Source organism: Paenibacillus sp. M-152, from assembly GCF_003856555.1.
Taxonomy (GTDB): Bacteria; Bacillota; Bacilli; order Paenibacillales; family Paenibacillaceae; genus Paenibacillus; species Paenibacillus polymyxa_C.
This window is the reverse complement of record NZ_CP034141.1, coordinates 1,544,504-1,563,441: the sequence shown is the minus strand read 5'-3', so window position 1 is coordinate 1,563,441 and position 18,938 is coordinate 1,544,504. Positions and strand designations below refer to the sequence as shown.

Sequence of the window (18,938 nt, the reverse complement as noted above, 5' to 3'; positions counted from 1 at the left end):
CTTGTTTTAGGCCTATGAATGGTCTTCTAGTTATAAAAAAGAAGCCCAGAATATAACAGGCCTCTTCTTAACATATATCCATTTAACGTTTACTCAAGATGCATTAGAGGATTTAAAAGAGTCCAATCGATAAATATAAGAGACTCCAGCGATTTTAAAAGTATCTCCATCCTTCATAGTATACTCCTTATAAGGCACCATAGGCTCTCCATTCAGCACTGTTCCGTTCGTCGAGGATAAATCTTTAATGATATGGCTTTGTCCTCCTGTAACTATACAAAGCTCAATATGAGAACGGGAAACTCCATCGGTATGCTCTACAAACTGGACCAATTGCGGATCTCTTCCGATGATAAAGCTACCTCCAACGAATTGGTCTGGCTGCAACCGTATGCGCTCGGTTTCTCCACTCCCAGATAACTTACGATCCAAACAAGCAATCGGCGAGTGCTGAACAGTTGGACTCGGTATCTCTTGATCCGGACGAAGCAGCACGGTTTCCTGCTTGGATATAGTATTGAGTAGCTCCGTTACCCCGGACAAGGACTTATAATAAGCCTCGCTAGTATCGCTGTCGTCCAATTCATTTCCCCGCATGGCACCTTTCCTCGAAGGCTCGTGCAAGTCATAATTTGTACTTACTTTCCCTCCATCCTCCGTCGTTCGGCTTCCCATGCTTTTAGATTCTGAGTCTGGAAAAGTCCAACGCCAGCTTTCCTGTCCTTGATCACTTGAATCGGATGATTGCTTGTCATGATGATGGCGTCCCGCTACAAACCCAGTTAGCTTATCTACCTGATAACGGTCATTTTTTCGCTGTGCTGGAGAAGCACCTCCTAACCATTCCGAATCCAATACAGGTACTGCCTCGCTATAAAAAGGAGATAAAGCTCGATTGCGCTCTAATTTCCCCGTCCAGCTTATATAAGCAACAGCGACAAGCACTAAAGTCAGCACAATCGAAATAAGCAAGGGAACCGTCTCTGGATGATCCAAATAAATATAACGCCAAACAATGGCCGAGGCGAGCAAACATCCGAGAGAAATGTATGTTTTATATTTTTGTAATTTAGGCTCCACCTCTTCATTTTCCATTTCGTTGTCGGCTCCTACCTCGACATTCTCCTCTGATTTTGCGGACTGCTTGAGTCGATTGACTCGCTTAAGCCCCTGAATTTCCTGCAGAGTCTCCCGATGTTCTTGGCCGTACGTTCTTCCGCCACGATCTGTATCGTTATCCTGTATGGTATGAGAGGAATGAACAGATGATCTACCTTCAGCCTGACCGCTGATGCTCTGTTCACCAGTCGCCATCCCTTGTAATAGTAGTTCCTTCAACGCGCTCAACTCAAATTCATTTCTATCGCATAGATCAAGTATGCGCTGTATAGATTCTCCCTGAAGGTGAGCCACACGAGTCATCAAACGAATAACCATCTGCTTAAAATAGCTACCTGTTTGTTGCGTATACTGTACACTGCACAAAGGAACATAGGTTAAACTAACGTTCTTCCTTGTGCCTGAACCGCTTATAAAAATGTAATCTTCGTGCAAAATAAACTGGCGGATATTTAACATATATTGTGGGCTACGATGAAGAGCATCTACTACTTCAAAAAGAATCCGGTAGAAATCAGAAGTCGACACATTCCCACCTTTCCATACTTGGGAAAGCATACGTTGCCCCGAAATATCGTAATGTAACTCGATCTGAAAATCGACTTCTTTTATTCTAAGTTCCAGCAGACCGGGAATCCGATTACCAGTCATCATTCGGGTCTGTACAGAATTTAAATCATCGGTCTTGAGCCCGCCTTCCTTGTTTAGAATCATAAACGTCCCGCCATTGCGAGCAAAATCCCTGCTTAAACCAAACAATTCATGACCTCCTTAACAATTCTTATTCCCTGAGGTAGCATGATCTCCCCAAGCGGACACGTCATGACAAGAAGTAAAGATAAGCGCTGACCGCTCCTGGAATGACTGCCGTCATAAAGGGAAACCTGAGGTGCGCTTCTCTCCCACTAGTCAGCGCTTTGCCGCTGCGAAATAGGAAAAATCCTCCTAAATTAAACGCCACGCGTCGTAATCTCATGATGGTTTCCCTCCTCCATAGCAAAATCCCTATACCAATAATGCCTGCAAAAAAAATCGAATATAGAGCCGATTGCCACGCAAAAGCTGCACCTGTCCATGCTCCAATTAAGCCAAACAGCTTTACATCTCCTGCACCAATTGCTCCCATCCAGTACAAAATCAGCATGAATCCAAAGCCGGTGCCAAGACCAGCAATAGCAAATAAAAAACCGTGCCAGCCTCCGAACAGAGTATTGAACAGCAAACCCACCGCTATGCCGGGCAATGTAAGCTTATTAGGGATTTTCATGCTTCGTAAATCTGTCACTAGCGCGATCGCCAGCAGAACTCCACACACAATATACATCCATGTCAATGCGGTCTTCCCCCTTCATAACAATGAAAATTAGCAGGCCTGCCAAATCATTTTTCAGTGTAGTTAACTCTATAAGTCTATATCTAGCCTATCCATCAGTTGTCTTCTGCACAGAAAACGGAACCTCAATACGTTGGCCATCCTCCGTTTCAATTACAAAGCTCCATTGACCTGGTGTTGTGTTTGTTCCTACAAACCAGTTCCATTCAACAATCCCATCTGCATTGGCTGAGGTCCAGCCCAAGTGCTGAGCTGTGCTTTCACCTGACTTATAAAGTACAGAAAGGGTAGCATTCGTCCCAGGTTCAACCTTGGCCTTGATCAAATTGTATACACCCTTCACAGCAGGCTCAGGCTTGACAAGCAACTGTATGGAATGCTGCGCATCCTTATCCCCTGTTTCATCACCTGTACCTGCTCCCTCTCCTGTATCACCAATCCAAAGACGTTCCTCAGCCGCCGCTTGGAGCACAATGTTGCGATACAAAAAGGGGACTTTCATCGGTAGTTCATACGATAGCTCTACTCTAAAATAAGGGTCCTTAGTTTCTGTAAGAGAGGGTACATGTACGCTCGTTGTATGAATACGGTCATACTCCAGAATACTTTTCTCCATAAAAGGCTTTAGCATCGGCTTCAGAACAGGATCAAGTGCAGCCTCCGTCAAGCGTCCCCGCAGCTCCTCCAGCGGCTTTTGACCGCCTTGAACAGCGTTTTCTACCCAGTCGCCGATTGGAGGTGGCAGTTGGGCAGCGAATTGGCTTGCATATTCACTCACAGATAACTTAGGAAGTTCATCTAGCGGTTTGCGGACTGCATCTATTTTAGCGGACGCCGTCTCCACGGCTAGAGACACCGGGTAGATTTTAGCCGAAACCTGCTTAACCGTTTCTGAAGCGGTAGTCTGCAAGGCTGTGGAGACCAGTGTCATTTGGACCATATAAATGAGAAAAATAATAAAAAACAAAAACAATGGCAACACCAGTGACGCTTCTAAAACAATACTTCCTTGTTCACGCTGCTTCAGTCCACAAGCCTGCCGTAGATACTGATTAATAGGAAAAATGCGCTGTTTTCGTGACATAGTACACACTTCCCTTAATACTCTCGCCTTCTTTGGAGGCGGTTCCGAGCATTTTCATTACTCCAGGTAGAAACCACAGCCTCATCCCATTCTTGACCTCACCCTTCGCATAGGTCCGTCGCTCAGCTGGATTGACATCTGTATTCAGGCGGATCAGAGCAAGCATACGGGACATTTTTCGTTCATTATTGCTATGGAGCATCAGGAACAATCGCAAATGATCCTTGTAAGTCATTCGAAATTTCAGAAAATCAGACAAAGGCACATCCCCTTTTTGCGCCAGCATGATCATATCTTCAATCGCCTTCTCTACTCCATATAACAAAGCTGCCGCCAAAACGACCAACGGGTTACCCTTTGAACTGTTTTTGACCAGTCCCTCCATCGTTCGAATGGCAAGCCTCATAGCAAAAATCTCCCCATAGGCAGCTTCCAGATTACCCGTCGGATTATGAAACCCATACAAGATGTACTCAACTTCTTGATTATTCACCTCCAGCTGGTCCCCTAAAATCTGTGCAGCATTACCCACATTTCCACCTGATCCGGCCAAACTGCCAAAACGGCTGAAATCCACATGATGGAAGTAAGAAAGCGCGTACTCATTCTGGTAAAACTCGTCTCCCAGTTGAATCAGTAAGTTAGATGCCGCCTCATACAGACCATCCATACTATCCATGGAAGCCCCCGTTGCATCATAGGTGTCATAGGACAAATCAGCGGATACAGATGGACTGGATGAAGACTGATTGAACGAAATACTTTCATTGTAATACTGCTCCACTACTCGGAATTGCTCAGCACTTTGTTTACCTTTAGAAAGAACCTCAATGATCCGATAAGCTTGCTTGAGCTTGTTTTTTGCCTCTCTTTCCATTTTTTTGCGCTCTTTGTCAGGGCCGCGTCGCGTATCCATCGTTCTGGCCTCACCGTCGAGTACATTGGCGGGTCCCGCCCAAGCATATGCATTTAAGTATTTATCTATCTCCTTGAGCGTTGAAGCAACTTCTTGCTTGAGCATGTCTGCATTCAAAAATGGATCTGTATAGAAAGACAGTGTACGCATCATGCTCGTTATTCTATTGTTAGCAGTATTTATTACGATCCTTTGTTTTTCGATTTCTGCTTCCCATTGCTCAAATTCATTGCTCGGAACCAACAAATCCTCTGCCCTTTGCCGGGCACTTCCTACAGACGGATCAGCGTTGGAGCCTGCTCCGCTTGGGGTGGGGGCTGCAGAAACCTCGTCATAGCCTGCATTGGCCGCCCTCTGCTTATATTGAACAATGACTTTGCGCATTTCTTCATTAATCTGCCGGGCTTCATTTAACGGTTCCTTGGCTTGCAGAAGCAGCTTATCATGCTCCTCTCCAGTCTGAACCATGACCTGTCGCAGGCGATCCAGTGCTTTCCTTGCCCTTCTTGCATATTTCTCCATCTGCATGATTTTAACGTCATCCACACTCTTCTTGTTGTCCTCATATACATGTACGTAATGCTTATATTGAGCAGCAATGTCGGCTACAACTTCAAGTGGGTCCCATATATACTGATTAGGCATATATGTCCCCCTCTGTTTAATAATCCGTTTGCGAACCTCTTCCATATAAGCTCCTGCCTTATGCTGTTTCTCCAGCATGTCATCCAGTTTGGCCTCACGTCTGTCATACAGCTTTTGCAGCCGTTTCAGCAAATCTACCGTGTGTGAAGCCTCCTTCATATTTTGAGAGAGCGGCTTTAGCTTTTCTAGCACTTCCATCGTAAAATCGACAGGCGCTTTATACTTCATCTCTTCACGGATCTGCTCGTTAAATATGGCATATTTACCAAGCTCCCTTTCCATTTGCAGTGAACTGGAATCCAGCTTCATATTCATTAGCGGTAGCGTTTCCGCGCGCGCCGTACGCCGCGCACTGTCATTCAGCACTTTGACCATAATTTGTTCTCCGCCGCCTTCACCATAAGCAAACAAACCGTACTCCTGTTGTAATGCCGGATCATAAGCAGACATCACTGACCGTACCGCTGCATGGGTCAGCCGTTCGGTCTGCACATGCAGCGCAGCAATTCTCGCGTAATCAATAAATACAGCAATAAAACCGAACATGACCGCCAAAATCAGAATGAGGAATACCGTGACAGCACCTGATTCTCCGTCCTTTGTATTTCGTCCCTTACCAAACACCCGCTTCCTCCTTTCCAGTTATATTCCCGTTAACTACTCCTTACTGACCGTTTTGCCCATATTGCATCAATACTTTCCCTACAATTGCCGGATCTACCTTTTCACCTGAGCCTCTACCCATAAACTTCGCACCATAATAACGGACCAACTCGACTGTACGAATCCATTCCACAGGTTCCACCACACCCGAGCTCATTTTTCCTTGTAAATCTGTCTGATCTAAAAACTGATTCAACAAAGGTACCTCCACGATCTTATTTAGCTCTGTGGTCACCTTACGGTGAATCATACTGTTCTCATATGTCATCTGCCCATGCATACCCGCAGGCATTCTATTTTCTGCATTGGACAGCTTCTGAGCAGGTAACGAGCCTCCTTCATTGCCGCCCGGTACCTGTACACTTTCCTGATTATTGGCTCCGGCCCAGCCAAACAGGGCGCCTAACATAACGTCATCCTTCAAGCGCCAATAGAGAGAATCCCGTTGCCCTTGCGCAAATGCTCCAGTACGTGGCTCCTTAAAGCTGTTATCCCAACTGTAAGCGGCTCTTTCCGAAGCAGTAGAGGCAACCTGCACCAATATAGATTTTTGATATATATACAGGCAAAAGAATAACATTATAAAAATAACCAGCAGCAAAATGGGAAAGACGAGGGAAGCCTCCAAGGAGAAGCTTCCGTCCTCTTTTTGTACCAATTTGCACAGCATTATGAATCCATAAAATCGTTACTTTTTTTATCCGCCTTTTTCAACAGCCCTTCTACAATTTTCTTGATCTGATCTTTAAAAATAATGGCCACCGCAATCAGAATCGCAATGATCAGGATCATTTCTAACGTCCCCAAACCATCCTCATCCTTGTGCAATTTACGAATACTACCTGCTACAATTGTCATCATCATTTTATTCCTCCTACATATTCATCATCATTAAAGCCGGAGCGCCCACCAGCACAATGACCGTTAGCAAAATTAGTGCCATCGGGAAGACTAACTTTGAAGAAGCCTGTTCCCCTCTTGTGCGGCTAATCGAAGTCCGCTTGCTCCATAACGTCTGAGATAACTCACGTAAAGCCATTACAAAATCGCTCCCGCCACGCCTCATATTCAATAAAACTGTTGTTGTAAATATCGTCACTTCTTGAATACCACAACGTTTGCTCAGATGTTCAAATGCCTGTTGAAAGGAATAGCCACTTTCCCATTCCCCCACTGTCTGCAGCAATTCCCGATACAATGGGTGTACCGTATCCGCCCCTTTACGCTCCACGCAATGAAGCAAAGCCCGTTGTACTGTCTCTCCCGCACCAACCAAAAGCATCATTTTACTCAATAATTCAGGCAATTCCATTAAGATTTGCTGATCCCGCTTCTGTACTTTTCCATGCAAATCCTTGACCAGCGCTACTGGCACCAGAACACCGAGCCCCAAGCCAAGCACCAGTCCGGTCGCTTCCCCGCCCATCATAATGGATATTAAAGCTCCACCAGCAGCCACCATATATCCGTACCCCAACATTTCTGCCAGAAAAAGCATCGTTTTTTCTCCGCTGTTGCGCATACCATACAGTTTCTGTATGGAACGCTGTAGCTTGAACATTAGCAAAGGCAACCTATGAGTGGCACGTGAAACATGAAGCATGTGTACAAAAGGCACCGAAAGTTTTTGCAGCCGCAGTCCTTCCAGCTTCAAATGGCGAAAATGTGCATACTTAGCAGTGTACATTTGGTTCAGCACCACCCAACCTCCCACTTGCAGAACCAGCATAACCAGACAAACCAACGTCACCACACCCATCACTCCTTACACTTCAATCTTCATAATGTGGTTGATCCACACAAGACAGCCACCAAGCACCAGTAGGCAAAAGGTTGATAGAATCATACCTGTACCGCTGTATAAGGGCATCATGTAGTCTCCTGCGGTCACTGTCATAAACAAAACAAACAAAAAAGGCGCTGCAAACATAACCCTCGATTCAAAACGTTTCTGCGCAATCATTACACCGATCTCCTGCTGAATTTCCAGCTTCTCACCAATGACACTTGAAGCCCGTCGTACGACTTCCACCAGATCACCTCCGGTTCGTTTGCAGGCCGCAAATACGTCCGCAAAATTCGTAATATCCTCCATCTGAGCCCGACGAGCCAAATCCTGCAAAGCAGCCTCTACAGGCTGTCCGATTTCGAGGCAGGCTGTAATAATGTTAAATTCAAAAATTAGATCGTGATCTCCATCTGGACTAAGCAACCTCAAATCCTCTACAGCCTCACGAAACCCATTCTCCACCGATCTTCCCGCTGAAAGAGAAGACGAAAGCGAGTATAAAGCCTGCTTAAATTGAATGCTTAAAGCAGACCTACGTCGTTGCAGTAAAAACTTTCTAAAATAACGAGGCATCACCACAGCTCCAGCAGCACACAGCAACGATAATATCCATTGGTGATAAAATAAATATCCGATCGTCGCGAACAACACTCCACTAGAGAGAATGCACATACTTTTTTGTACAGTCGATAATGTATACACCGTATAATCTGGCAGAGAAGGGACCTCACGTGACACTTGCTTGGCAGTCGCCTTTCCTGTTCTCATGCCGATACTCCTCCCTTGTGCCAAATTTCCGGCTTGATCCCGGCCATTTGCAGCTTCAATGTATGTTGTAGCCCCCCACCACAACGTTCCAGTTCCCCTACAATTTGTCCTTTACTTTCTCCGTGTTCCTGGAAGCGATAAAGGGGATTCAGCGTCACCTCACCATTTTCAAAACCAATCACTTCGCTAATTTCCAGCACCCTTCTGGATTTGTCGCGTAGCCGTGACAGATGAACGAATATATCAATGGCCGAGCTGATCTGCTGCCGTACTACTCCAAGCGGAAGCTCTGCCCCACCGAGCACCATCGTTTCCAGCCGGCTGACCATATCGCGGATATTATTCGCATGCCCAGTTGATAAGCTTCCATCATGTCCCGTGTTCATCGCTTGCAGCATATCCAACGCCTCACTCCCTCTGACCTCACCCACCACAATGCGGTTAGGCCGCATACGTAAGGAGGAACGAATCAGATCACGAATCGTGATTTCTCCCTTCCCCTCGGTGTTCGCGTTCCGTGTTTCCATGGAAACCAGGTTGGGGACAGTCACAATTTGCAGCTCTGCCGAATCTTCAATCGTAATAATCCGTTCAGACGAAGGGATGAACTGGGATAATGCATTCAGAAAAGTTGTTTTACCAGAGCCCGTTCCGCCGCTTATAAAAATGTTGTACTTGCTACGTACCAAGTCTTTGAGCATAGCGGCGGCTTCTATATTGAGTGCACCCATTCGTATCAAATCATCCATCGTCATGGGACGCTCGGGAAACTTCCGTATGGTCATCGTCGGCCCCTTGAGAGCAACTGGCGGCAGCACGATATTTACACGTGATCCGTCCTTTAGTCGGGCATCCACAATGGGAGAAGCCTCATTCACAATTCGGTTCACCCCGGCTACAATCGTCTGGATCAAATCCTCCAGTCGTTCGCGGGATTCGAATTGATCGGGCACCTGAATCACCTCACCTGCCCGCTCCACGAAGATTTCCCGATGACTATTGATCATAATTTCCGTTACGGTCGGGTCGTCAATCAACGGCTGGAGCACATCCAGCCCACGGAAAGAGTTGAAAATTTTGCGGACAAGTGCATGCTTTTCTCGGGAAGTTAAGCTCGCCAGCTCTACGTCGTGTAAAATTCGCTTTTCGATATGCCGTACTAGATCTGTATCCTTTACCGAGGACGTTACGTCCAGCCCGTTACGAATATCCGCGCGCAATACCTTAAATTGTTCCTCATTCATGTTCATCATCCCCTTAAGACCAAGCAACCGTCGACTGTGCTGTGCTCTCCATATCCAGCAGCTCGCGGCACAAATGACGAATTTCCCGCTGATAAATCGGTGAACTAAGCAGCAGCTCACGATGCTGCATTTGTTTCCATGAAGGTATATAGGGTAACGCTCCGTTCAGTTCCATGAAGTCACGAGGTAACGAGTTGATCATAGTTCCCATGTAGCGATTCACCACAAAGCTGGTTTTGCATATCATGGCTTCAAGCCCTTCAGGCTGTGTAGTTTCTAAAACATCCAGCCATAATCCGCACTTGTGCATACTCATTAAATCGTCAGCCAGCAACCAGATCAGCTTATGACTAGCTTCAAGCACGGCTTGAGCCCGCTCACCATGTTCAGAATCGCAATCTACGATCACTACATCATACTGCCCGCTTTCAGCAATCGTTCGAATGAGCTCTTTCGCTTCATCACAAGTCATGTCTGTCAATTCCTTGCGATTATAGACAGGTTGAAACGTATCAGCCTGAATTTCAGGACGACGCACACAATACGAAGCCAAAGATAACGAAGTGCCCTCATTTCCCTCCGACTTGAGATCATACAGCAGTCTGGACAGTCCTTCTCCTTCTCCTTCTCCTTCTCCTTCTCCTTGTACTCCGCTAGAACTGTCTGAACCAGTGAACAACGAGCTTGAATCCACCGTTTCCAGATTCAAATAGAATACCGAATATCCCTCATTCCCCAGCTGCTTGGACATATTGAGCGCGGCCGTTGTCTTGCCCAATCCACCTGAAGCTGCCACCATGCCGATAATCATTCCACCTTCCCGACTGTTTACGCTTTTCCGACCATTCGACCTCTGTCTCGCCGTTTCCAAAATAATACCGACCAGTTCAGATAAAGGCTTATATTTTAATACAGGCTGCCCATATTCGCTTACTTGTTCTCCCTCATGCAATACCAAACAAGGAATATCCGCATCTTCCCGAGCTGTCCATAGATTCAGAAAGGGCATTTCACCTACTACCACATCTGGTCTTTTCATTCCGCTAGTTTCCATCATGTATTGATGAAATGCCTCCGGCTGCGAAAAAGCCGTTATTCTGAGCCTTCTGGCGTACTCGCTTCCGTGAACATAATTCAGCAGAGGCTCAATATAATCCCGGCCTTCTACGGCCAATACCACTTTTACCGGAACCAATATGCTCATCCCCTTTCCCAACACAACAACGCAAAAAAGCACCGTTCATCCATCCGTAAGTACATACGGTTGGTGAACGGTGCTTCCGTCACGTGCAATCTATTTATTGGTAGAATAGCATAGCACCTGTGTTAGAGCAAGTATTTTTTGCGCAAGTATTTTCTTAGAATCCTGGTACTAGGAGAAGGCGGGCAGTCTAGCCCCGCCTCCTACGATCTTCAACTTAGTAGAATTTGTGGTGACGACGATGACAGTCATGATGGCGATGATGACGACGTTTCCGGCAATGACATTTCTTATCAAAGTCTTCATGTTTCCAGTGATCACGTTTAAATTTTGGTTTAAACTTAATGACAGTCACCTTAATGATTTTCTTAAAAACACGTTTTTTTGGCTTTGGAAAATGACAATCATGCTTACGATGTTTATACATTCAAACTCGCCTCCATTTCTTTGAGATAGAATATACTATGGAAGCAGTGAATAACCGGTAACCAGCATATGACTATTTATGAATGGATTGGGCATTTTAATAATCTGTCTCCAGCTTAATATCCGGATCATAATCCGCCACGATAAGAACATCCATATGACGTGCTTGACGGAGAATCCTCGGCACAACCGCAGTCTTCCCCCAACAGCTACTTCGGGAAGACTGTCCCACGATGAGCTGCGTACCTGAATATCCTTCTACTGGAGCAATCAAAATGTCGGCAATCTCGCGTCTGCTGGAAACAAGCCGAATTTCAAAGGTTCCCCCCAGTCGGTGGGTCAGCAGCTTTAGTTGTTCCAGACGAGGGTTCAATCTCTCCGGTATACGCTCACCGATATGGACATAAGTCACAATCCACACAGCCTTCAAACGAAATGCGATACGAAAACCGCGGCGAATCAACCTTTCAGCATTTTCACTTAGCGTCACGCCTACAAAAATCACTTCCTCCCTGCGCCACGGTCCCCGAAGTGACTCGTGCCGATCCCAGGATTCCAGCCGCTCATCTACATCATCTGCCAATTCCCGCAAAGCAAGTTCACGTAGCGCAATTAGATTACCCAGCTTAAAAAAGTGGCTAAGTGCCTGCTCCACCTTCGCAGGAGCGTAAATTTTGCCCTCACGCATACGTTGCTGTAACGATTTGGGAGCCACATCAACAAGCTGGACTTCATCGGCCAGACGCATCATATGGTCGGGGACAGTCTCTCTCACCCGAATGTCAGTAATTTGTTCTACTGCGTCATTCAAGCTCTCCAGATGCTGCACATTCATTGTGGATATAACAGAAATACCTTGTTCCAAAATGGCCAGTACATCCTCATAACGCTTAGATCTCAGACTTCCCGGAACGTTGGTATGCGCCAGCTCGTCAATTAGCACTACCTCAGGATTACGCCTGAGAATGGCTTCAGTATTCATCTCTTCCAAATGTGCACCATGACGCTCGATAGACTGACGGGGAATCATCTCCAGAGATCCTACCTGGGCTAGTGTTTCTGCTCTTCCGTGCGTTTCCAGCAATCCGATAACCACATCAATCCCGCTTTCCAGCAGATCATTTCCCTCTCTCAGCATGGTGTATGTTTTGCCGACCCCCGGAGCAGCCCCAATATATACTTTGAGCTTGCCCCGCAGAATTTTGGCTTCCTCAGCCTGTACTTCCTCAACGCTCAAACGATGATACGGATCAGTATCTCCTTCCTCCTGTCTCATCGTTGGCAAAATCCGTTCGCCCTCCTGCTCGGCTCGGTCTGCAATCAACAGCAGATCCATATTTTTCATTCGTTTTAAAATTCCGTTCACCAGTGATCCTTTAACCAGCTCCTGCCACGGAGTCTGCCGAGAATGCCCCATAACAATTCGGGTAACATTGTGAGTCACCGCATAATGGATAAGTTGACGTGGCAGCCTTCTGCGGGAAAAGAGCGGGATTTCTTCAAATGTCGATCCGATCTTATCGGCCAACTGCTCAATGGAACGTTTGAAGGCTGCTGATTCCTTGGACAGCTTGCGCTTCGAGCTGACAAAAGAGACCACCAGCATATCTCCACCCAACCGCTTGGCCACCTGTTCTCCCCTACGTACATAAATGGACCCATTCCAATGATATTGGACAGGCACCAAAATACGCTCTGCTGCTCCTGACGCCCCGTGCAAGCCTAGCTCCTCCCGGTGCCGTTCCAGCGAATCATTCACATCCTCTGCCACCAATCGCAGAGCGAGCTCACGCAATTTACCCAGATTTCCCCGGTGAAACATCTCTGGATTGGGCGTATGCATGTAACCTTTCGCCAACCGTTCCAGAATCATCTCCGGGGTAGCATCAATTAGACGAATTTCATCCGCCAGCTCCAATGTATCAACCGGAACCGTATATTGCGCTTCAAAGCCTGTCAGCTGATATACCCACTCCGTGATCCCTTCGAGTTCATAAACATTGACCGTCGTAATGACGCTAATTCCCATCTCCAGCAAATACCGAATATCCTCGAGCCTTGTTGGAAACGAGGCGTCTTTTCGGTTATGATGTGCCAAATGATCCACCAGCACCACCTCAGGATTTCGTGCCACTAAAGCTTCTACATTCAGATCCTTTTGCTCCTCGCCATCCTTCATCCAATGAATACTGGGTACTCGCTCTAGCGAGCCGACCTGTTCCACGGTCTCACGCCGTTGCAGAGTCGATACCGCACAAATTACAACATCAATCCCTTCATGCTGCAGCGATTTTCCCTCCTGCAGCATATGATACGTTTTGCCAGAGCCACTGACCGCACCAATGTATATTTTGAGTCTGCCTCGATGCAATTTGTTAATGGAATCCAGTATCTCCTCTGGTGATTTACGTTTGAAGCTCTCCAATTTCGTTCCTCCCCGCAGCGTAACAGCTCGTTCCGAATCCTTCTGTGTGATTGTAAAGAATGTACTCCCGTGTCCCGGTTAATTCAAGATGACCCAACAAGCTTGCCTCAAAAAAAGCCGCACAGATTAGCATAAGCGTAAAAAAGCGTGCATTCAGGCACTTTATGCCCGTCTGCACGCTATTTTGAGTAATTCATATAGGATCACTTCCTACGCGACTCACTTGCTATTTTCGCCAACAATTCCCCGTTGTTGAAATAACTTTCGCCATACCACACCATGAGACGGGGAAAATAGAAAAGCCAAAAGCAGCAACACACCCGATACACACAGCATACATGCCGCAATAGAAGCATCTAATACAGTTGCTGTATAAAAGCCTACGATCGAGCTAATGGCTCCAACTCCCACGCTGTATGCAATCATACGGGACAGCTTCTCCGTCAGCAAATAAGCGGTAAGAGGCGGTACAACAAGCATGCCAACCACTAGAATTGCACCCACACTCTCAAATGACGTCACTGTCGTTAATGATACGAGACTCATTAGCAGATAATGAAAAAAAACAACCGGAATACCCAATGAAGCTGCCAATGCGGGATCAAAGGAAGTGACTTTAAATTGCTTGAAAAAGCCCCCTACCACGAGCAAATTGATCAAAAACATTGCGCCCGTAATCCACACAGCCCTCGGACCTATATCGAATCCAGCAATCTCTATCGTATTCCACGGGACATAAGCAATTTCCCCATACAAAACGTGGTCCATATCCAGATGAGCATTGGAAGCAAACACACTGATCAGTAAAACACCGATAGCAAACAATGTTGTAAACACCACGCCAATGGCAGCATCACTTTGCAGACCGCTTTGTTGGAATAGCTGAATCAGATAGACCGTTAGAAGCCCTAGCACGGCCGCACCAAACATCATCCACACCGAATCCCTCGATCCGCTGATGAGAAAGGCAATGACAATACCAGGCAGTACCGCATGACTGATGGCATCACCGATCATAGCCATTTTCCGAAGCACGAGAAAGCATCCGACGATACTACATCCTCCTGCCACTAACATTCCCGTCAGGATCACATAAAATGAACTCATAGGGCACGCTCCTCCCTGGGCTGTGTTCCAACTCCCTGCTCCAGACTTTTTCTGGCGTTTAACTGAACGATAGCCTTGGAAATCATTCCACGCTGCGGCGCAAAGATCAGACTTACACCAAATACCACAGTCGCACACAACACGCACAATGGTCCTGTAGGCAAATTTTGTCCCAGAGAGCTAATAACAGTCCCACCAAGACCCGCTATAGCACCAAACAAGCCTGACAGGCATACCATAACACCCAGCTTCTCTGTCCAGTATCTTGCCGACACGGCCGGGGTAATCAGCAGGGCAGCCATCATAATGACGCCCACAGCTTGAATGCCAGCCACCACCGCAATGACAATCAACAGCATTAACAACTTATCCAGTAAGCCTGCCGGAAAACCAAGTCCACGAGCAAAGCCGGGATCAAAGCTGAGCAGCTTAAATTCCTTGAAAAATAATAAACATATTCCAATGAGCACCACCGAAATTACCGCCATCGTATAGACATCAGACAACACCATTGCCGCAGCCTGGCCAAATAAAAATTTATCCAACCCACTTTGGTTGCCTGCGCCACTATGCTGAATTTCGGTCAACAACATAATGCCGAAGCCAAAAAATACGGACAGCACCGCTGCAATCGCTGAATCACTTTTAATTCGCGAATACCGGGTTAACGCACTGATGGCAAAGGTAGCAACAATCCCTGCAATGGCTGCTCCAATCATAAATCCAAACATGGATTTTGTACCTGTGATCATAAAAGCCACACATACCCCCGGCAAAGCCGCATGTGCCAAAGCATCTCCCATAAGCGATTGCTTACGCAAATACATAAAACTGCCAATCACCCCGCTGCTTAAACCGAGTAAAATACATCCAAGCAAAATCCATTGCATGTTCGGGTCTGCCAAAAGCGCTGCCAAGCTTGTCATACTGCTCACCTCACTCCGAGTATCGTGCCGGATTCCGAACCTGTTTTGAGTATACTCAGACGCCCGCCATACGTACGTTGCAGATTTCCCCCGGTAAAAATATCTGCGGTCTCTCCAAATGCCATCAGATGCCCGTTCAACAGCATAACCTGGTCAAAATAATCCGTGACCGTAGATAAATCATGATGAACGACAAGCACGGTTTTCCCCTGCTGTTTCAGATCGTTAAGCAATGAAATGATAGCTTTTTCTGTTGCAGCGTCCACACCAACAAACGGTTCATCCATAAAATAAAGCTGAGCGTCCTGCGCAAGCGCTCTCGCCAAAAAAACGCGTTGCTGCTGCCCGCCAGATAATTGACTAATCTGCCTGTCTGCAAATTTGCTCATTCCAACCTTGTCCAAACTCTCCATCGCAGCCTGACGATCTGCTGCTCCCGGACGTTTAAACCAGCCCAGTCTGCCGTAACGTCCCATCATAACCACATCTAGAGCATTCGTCGGAAAATCCCAATCCACCGACTCCCGCTGCGGTACATATCCAACCTTGAGCAGCTGTTGCTTATAGGGCTTGCCGTAGACCAGCACCTCGCCCCTGAGCTTTGGAATCAGCCCAAGCACGGCCTTGATCAGTGTAGATTTGCCAGCCCCGTTGGGGCCGATAATACCAATCAGCTTACCTTCCGGCACCTCAAAGGAGACATCGAACAAAACGGGCTTTTTTTGATAGGCTACCGATAAATCACGAACAACAAGTGGTGAATGTCCCATGTGTCTACGCCTCCTTATTTAAGAGCTCTAACGATCGTATTCACGTTATGCTTGACCATTCCAATATACGTTCCATCTTCTGTCCCCTCTTCACCCATAGCATCCGAATACAGCTCGCCGCCAACCTGTATGGTATGACTTTGCTGAGCTGCACCCTGAATAACCGCATCTATGGCCTTTCTCGGAACACTTGATTCTACAAATATGGCTTTAATTTTATGCTCTACCAGATAATCTCTCAGCTTGGTCACATCTTGTGAGCCCGCCTCTGATTCTGTACTCATGCCTTGAAGGCCTCTTACTTGAATCTGGTAAGCGTCTCCGAAATAGCCAAATGCATCATGTGCCGTGACAAGTACGCGCTGTGCCTTCGGTATACTGGCAATCTGCTCTCTCGTGTAATCGTCCAGTTCTCGTAGCTCAGCGAGATAAGCTTCGGCATTGGCCTTATAATCCTCCGCATGAGCAGCATCAAGTGCCGACAATTCATCTCTGACGGTTTCTACCGCAGACATCCAGTTTTGTACATCAAACCAGATATGTGGATCATACTCAGATCCCATTTCTGGGCTAGCTGCACGCAATTGATTTTGGGCAATGTTTTTGGACACGGGTATAACAGGCTTTTTCTTGCTAATTTTCTCCAGGATGTCCTGCATTTTCCCTTCCAGATGCAACCCGTTATAAAAAATGATGTCGGCTTTATCCAGCTTACGCATATCTCCCTGAGACGCCTTGTACAAATGTGGGTCAACGCCTGACTTCATAATTCCAGTGACCTCCACATGAGCACCCCCGACCTTCCCGACAATGTCAGAGATCATACCGATGGTAGTCGTAGCCTTTATTTTCTGTCCCGCCTCTTTCGTAGCTCCCTGTTCTGTCTTCTTGGCATCTGTACATGCAGTCGCTAAGACCAGAACTAGAGACAACACTCCAACCGTCGCTACCCATTGTGGCAAAGCCTTCTTAAACTGCTTGTTCATGTTTTAAAATCCTCCTCTTAATATTTGTTTTGGGACAAACTATTTCCTTGAGACAATTATTTTTTACCCATACTATATTTTAGAGTATACACTAAAGTTTTTACCTAGGGAAACATTTTTGAAATATAAATCTTAACTATTCTTTTATATCGTTCGATTTTGGCTCGCCGAATGTGTAATATATAGAAGATATCCGGTCGTTATACCAAAGAAACCATACAAAGAAGGTGCAAGTCATGGACCCAACAGGATACAGCCCTAATTGGAACAAGCGTCGGCAAATACAGTTACGAAAAATACTGCTCATTTTTATGCTGGTGTGTTGTCTGTTTGCCCTAACTTCCTGTGCTCGGGGTGACATTCATGTAGATGTTCATCTGGATCAAAGTGTAGATATGGATGCAACGTTCAGTGTAAACAACCAGACACTGATGATGTTGGACAATCCGGGGCTGCTCGATCGATTAGTTCAACGTATGCAAAGCAATAATGTAGACGTACAGCCGCTATCGGAACAAGGGAGAAAGGGATATCAAATAAAGGGGCATTATCAAGGGGATTGGGGTACAAACCAAAAAAATCCCGATCAGGGTTTAAACCTGCCTGAGGGATTAGAAATAAATCGCGCAGTGAGCCAGCATTTTTTCACAACCAATATGGATCTTACGCTTAAGCTCGATTTGCCTCGGATGCTTCCTCAAGAAGCTCGTGGCCTGAGTGATAAATTAGAACAAATGAATGTGTTCGCACGCAAATTACTAGAACGGCAACTGGATCTTAACTTCAGCCTATCCCTGCCCATCCAGCCTGCTTCCAGCAATGCGGACCGTGTGTCGGATGATGGAAAAACACTCTATTGGGACATTGCTCCATTAGAGTCAAACGAGCTAAAATTGTCGGTCAACGTACCCAATGTACGCCATATCGTGTATGTATCGGCTACGGGTCTCATACTGATCGCGGTAGCTGTGATATTACTGATTCGTAATTATCGTCGTAAAAATAAACATAAATAAAGCAACTAAAAAAAACGTTTCCTAATTTCTGGTGGGGGGATCTGACATTGATCCTCTTCATCCTTGCCAAACCAACGATATCGGTTACGCGCTACCCAGTTATAGGCTGCGTTGCGCACAAAGCGGGGAATCAAGATGAATATATAGGCCAGCGGGTATGGAAAACGAAGGCGTTTGGCAATCCGTAAAGCTGCAGTTGACCTTGTATAATACGTACCGTCTTCAATCAGCACGAATGTATCCCGTTGATCTGTAGACAGTCCACCTGCACGTAAAAGTTCTTGCCCTACCTCAGATTGCAGGGAACCAAAATGGAATATTCCCTTAGGATCACGCTTGATAATGAAGCGGGTTGCTCCCTGACAAAAGTGGCATACCCCATCCACCAATACAATGGAATGTTCGGTATGGACATGATCAGACTGGGTCATCAACGTATTTCACCTCCACAGAGAAATCAACGGCATGAAACGCAACGGTTCGATTATAAACAAAAAAACGCCGAAAGTATCCGACGCTT

Annotated in this window: 17 protein-coding genes; 1 reads left to right on the top strand and 16 read right to left on the bottom strand. The window is 46.4% G+C overall.

Annotation, left to right across the window (positions count from 1 at the left end):
* Positions 1 to 93: 93 nt before the first annotated feature.
* The 15 genes from EGM68_RS06995 to EGM68_RS06920 form a co-directional block, all read right to left on the bottom strand.
* Positions 94 to 1,878: a DUF6382 domain-containing protein gene (locus EGM68_RS06995; RefSeq protein ID WP_040101852.1), complete on the bottom strand. Its 1,785-nt coding sequence runs from the start codon at positions 1,876 to 1,878 to the stop codon at positions 94 to 96.
* A 61-nt stretch (positions 1,879 to 1,939) separates the two neighbouring features.
* Positions 1,940 to 2,452, bottom strand: a complete 513-nt coding sequence (locus tag EGM68_RS06990) for an A24 family peptidase (protein WP_013369967.1) — start codon at positions 2,450 to 2,452, stop codon at positions 1,940 to 1,942.
* Between the two features lie 88 nt (positions 2,453 to 2,540).
* The gene (locus EGM68_RS06985; RefSeq protein ID WP_040101853.1) at positions 2,541 to 3,536 is read right to left on the bottom strand and encodes a pilus assembly protein; all 996 of its coding nucleotides are present in this window, start codon (positions 3,534 to 3,536) and stop codon (positions 2,541 to 2,543) included.
* On the bottom strand, positions 3,505 to 5,721 hold the full coding sequence (locus EGM68_RS06980) for a DUF5702 domain-containing protein (protein WP_129548899.1): 2,217 nt from the start codon (positions 5,719 to 5,721) through the stop codon (positions 3,505 to 3,507). The genes EGM68_RS06985 and EGM68_RS06980 overlap by 32 nt, the downstream gene beginning before the upstream one ends.
* Before the next feature lie 40 nt (positions 5,722 to 5,761).
* A complete protein-coding gene (locus EGM68_RS06975; protein ID WP_040101855.1) occupies positions 5,762 to 6,430 on the bottom strand; it encodes a TadE family protein in 669 nt (222 codons plus the stop codon).
* Positions 6,430 to 6,624, bottom strand: a complete 195-nt coding sequence (locus EGM68_RS06970; protein ID WP_013369963.1) for a Flp1 family type IVb pilin — start codon at positions 6,622 to 6,624, stop codon at positions 6,430 to 6,432. Before EGM68_RS06970 ends, EGM68_RS06975 begins: the two co-directional genes overlap by 1 nt.
* Before the next feature lie 10 nt (positions 6,625 to 6,634).
* The gene (locus EGM68_RS06965; protein ID WP_080771856.1) at positions 6,635 to 7,519 is read right to left on the bottom strand and encodes a type II secretion system F family protein; all 885 of its coding nucleotides are present in this window, start codon (positions 7,517 to 7,519) and stop codon (positions 6,635 to 6,637) included.
* A gap of 6 nt (positions 7,520 to 7,525) precedes the next feature.
* Entirely contained in the window at positions 7,526 to 8,317 is a 792-nt protein-coding gene (locus tag EGM68_RS06960; protein ID WP_040101857.1) for a type II secretion system F family protein, read from the bottom strand.
* Positions 8,314 to 9,561: a TadA family conjugal transfer-associated ATPase gene (locus EGM68_RS06955; protein ID WP_040101858.1), complete on the bottom strand. Its 1,248-nt coding sequence runs from the start codon at positions 9,559 to 9,561 to the stop codon at positions 8,314 to 8,316. Before EGM68_RS06955 ends, EGM68_RS06960 begins: the two co-directional genes overlap by 4 nt.
* 13 nt (positions 9,562 to 9,574) lie before the next feature.
* Positions 9,575 to 10,765 carry an AAA family ATPase gene (locus EGM68_RS06950; RefSeq protein ID WP_129548898.1) on the bottom strand — a complete coding sequence of 397 codons (1,191 nt, stop codon included), beginning with the start codon at positions 10,763 to 10,765 and terminating at the stop codon, positions 9,575 to 9,577.
* A 520-nt stretch (positions 10,766 to 11,285) separates the two neighbouring features.
* Complete coding sequence (locus EGM68_RS06940) at positions 11,286 to 13,613, bottom strand: histidine kinase (protein ID WP_129548897.1); 2,328 nt, start codon at positions 13,611 to 13,613, stop codon at positions 11,286 to 11,288.
* Between the two features lie 219 nt (positions 13,614 to 13,832).
* Entirely contained in the window at positions 13,833 to 14,720 is an 888-nt protein-coding gene (locus tag EGM68_RS06935) for a metal ABC transporter permease (RefSeq protein ID WP_129548896.1), read from the bottom strand.
* Complete coding sequence (locus tag EGM68_RS06930; protein ID WP_025677760.1) at positions 14,717 to 15,646, bottom strand: metal ABC transporter permease; 930 nt, start codon at positions 15,644 to 15,646, stop codon at positions 14,717 to 14,719. The genes EGM68_RS06935 and EGM68_RS06930 overlap by 4 nt, the downstream gene beginning before the upstream one ends.
* 5 nt (positions 15,647 to 15,651) lie before the next feature.
* On the bottom strand, positions 15,652 to 16,416 hold the full coding sequence (locus EGM68_RS06925) for a metal ABC transporter ATP-binding protein (RefSeq protein ID WP_025677759.1): 765 nt from the start codon (positions 16,414 to 16,416) through the stop codon (positions 15,652 to 15,654).
* A gap of 14 nt (positions 16,417 to 16,430) precedes the next feature.
* The gene (locus EGM68_RS06920) at positions 16,431 to 17,402 is read right to left on the bottom strand and encodes a metal ABC transporter solute-binding protein, Zn/Mn family (protein WP_090736224.1); all 972 of its coding nucleotides are present in this window, start codon (positions 17,400 to 17,402) and stop codon (positions 16,431 to 16,433) included.
* 236 nt (positions 17,403 to 17,638) lie between these two features.
* Between EGM68_RS06920 and EGM68_RS06915 the strand changes: the two genes are divergently transcribed.
* The gene (locus EGM68_RS06915) at positions 17,639 to 18,418 is read left to right on the top strand and encodes a DUF3153 domain-containing protein (RefSeq protein ID WP_129548895.1); all 780 of its coding nucleotides are present in this window, start codon (positions 17,639 to 17,641) and stop codon (positions 18,416 to 18,418) included.
* Between the two features lie 5 nt (positions 18,419 to 18,423).
* Here EGM68_RS06915 and EGM68_RS06910 read toward each other — a convergent pair whose 3' ends face one another.
* Positions 18,424 to 18,849 carry a thiol-disulfide oxidoreductase DCC family protein gene (locus EGM68_RS06910; protein WP_129550302.1) on the bottom strand — a complete coding sequence of 142 codons (426 nt, stop codon included), beginning with the start codon at positions 18,847 to 18,849 and terminating at the stop codon, positions 18,424 to 18,426.
* Positions 18,850 to 18,938: the final 89 nt, after the last annotated feature.

Coding starts and splice junctions, on each gene's coding strand:
- EGM68_RS06985 (WP_040101853.1), bottom strand. CDS start 3,536: ATGTCACGAAAACAGCGCATTTTTCCTATTAATCAGTATCTACGGCAG.
- EGM68_RS06975 (WP_040101855.1), bottom strand. CDS start 6,430: ATGCTGTGCAAATTGGTACAAAAAGAGGACGGAAGCTTCTCCTTGGAG.
- EGM68_RS06970 (WP_013369963.1), bottom strand. CDS start 6,624: ATGATGATGACAATTGTAGCAGGTAGTATTCGTAAATTGCACAAGGAT.
- EGM68_RS06965 (WP_080771856.1), bottom strand. CDS start 7,519: ATGGGTGTGGTGACGTTGGTTTGTCTGGTTATGCTGGTTCTGCAAGTG.
- EGM68_RS06960 (WP_040101857.1), bottom strand. CDS start 8,317: ATGAGAACAGGAAAGGCGACTGCCAAGCAAGTGTCACGTGAGGTCCCT.
- EGM68_RS06955 (WP_040101858.1), bottom strand. CDS start 9,561: ATGAATGAGGAACAATTTAAGGTATTGCGCGCGGATATTCGTAACGGG.
- EGM68_RS06950 (WP_129548898.1), bottom strand. CDS start 10,765: ATGAGCATATTGGTTCCGGTAAAAGTGGTATTGGCCGTAGAAGGCCGG.
- EGM68_RS06935 (WP_129548896.1), bottom strand. CDS start 14,720: ATGAGTTCATTTTATGTGATCCTGACGGGAATGTTAGTGGCAGGAGGA.
- EGM68_RS06930 (WP_025677760.1), bottom strand. CDS start 15,646: ATGACAAGCTTGGCAGCGCTTTTGGCAGACCCGAACATGCAATGGATT.
- EGM68_RS06925 (WP_025677759.1), bottom strand. CDS start 16,416: ATGGGACATTCACCACTTGTTGTTCGTGATTTATCGGTAGCCTATCAA.
- EGM68_RS06920 (WP_090736224.1), bottom strand. CDS start 17,402: ATGAACAAGCAGTTTAAGAAGGCTTTGCCACAATGGGTAGCGACGGTT.
- EGM68_RS06915 (WP_129548895.1), top strand. CDS start 17,639: ATGGACCCAACAGGATACAGCCCTAATTGGAACAAGCGTCGGCAAATA.
- EGM68_RS06910 (WP_129550302.1), bottom strand. CDS start 18,849: ATGACCCAGTCTGATCATGTCCATACCGAACATTCCATTGTATTGGTG.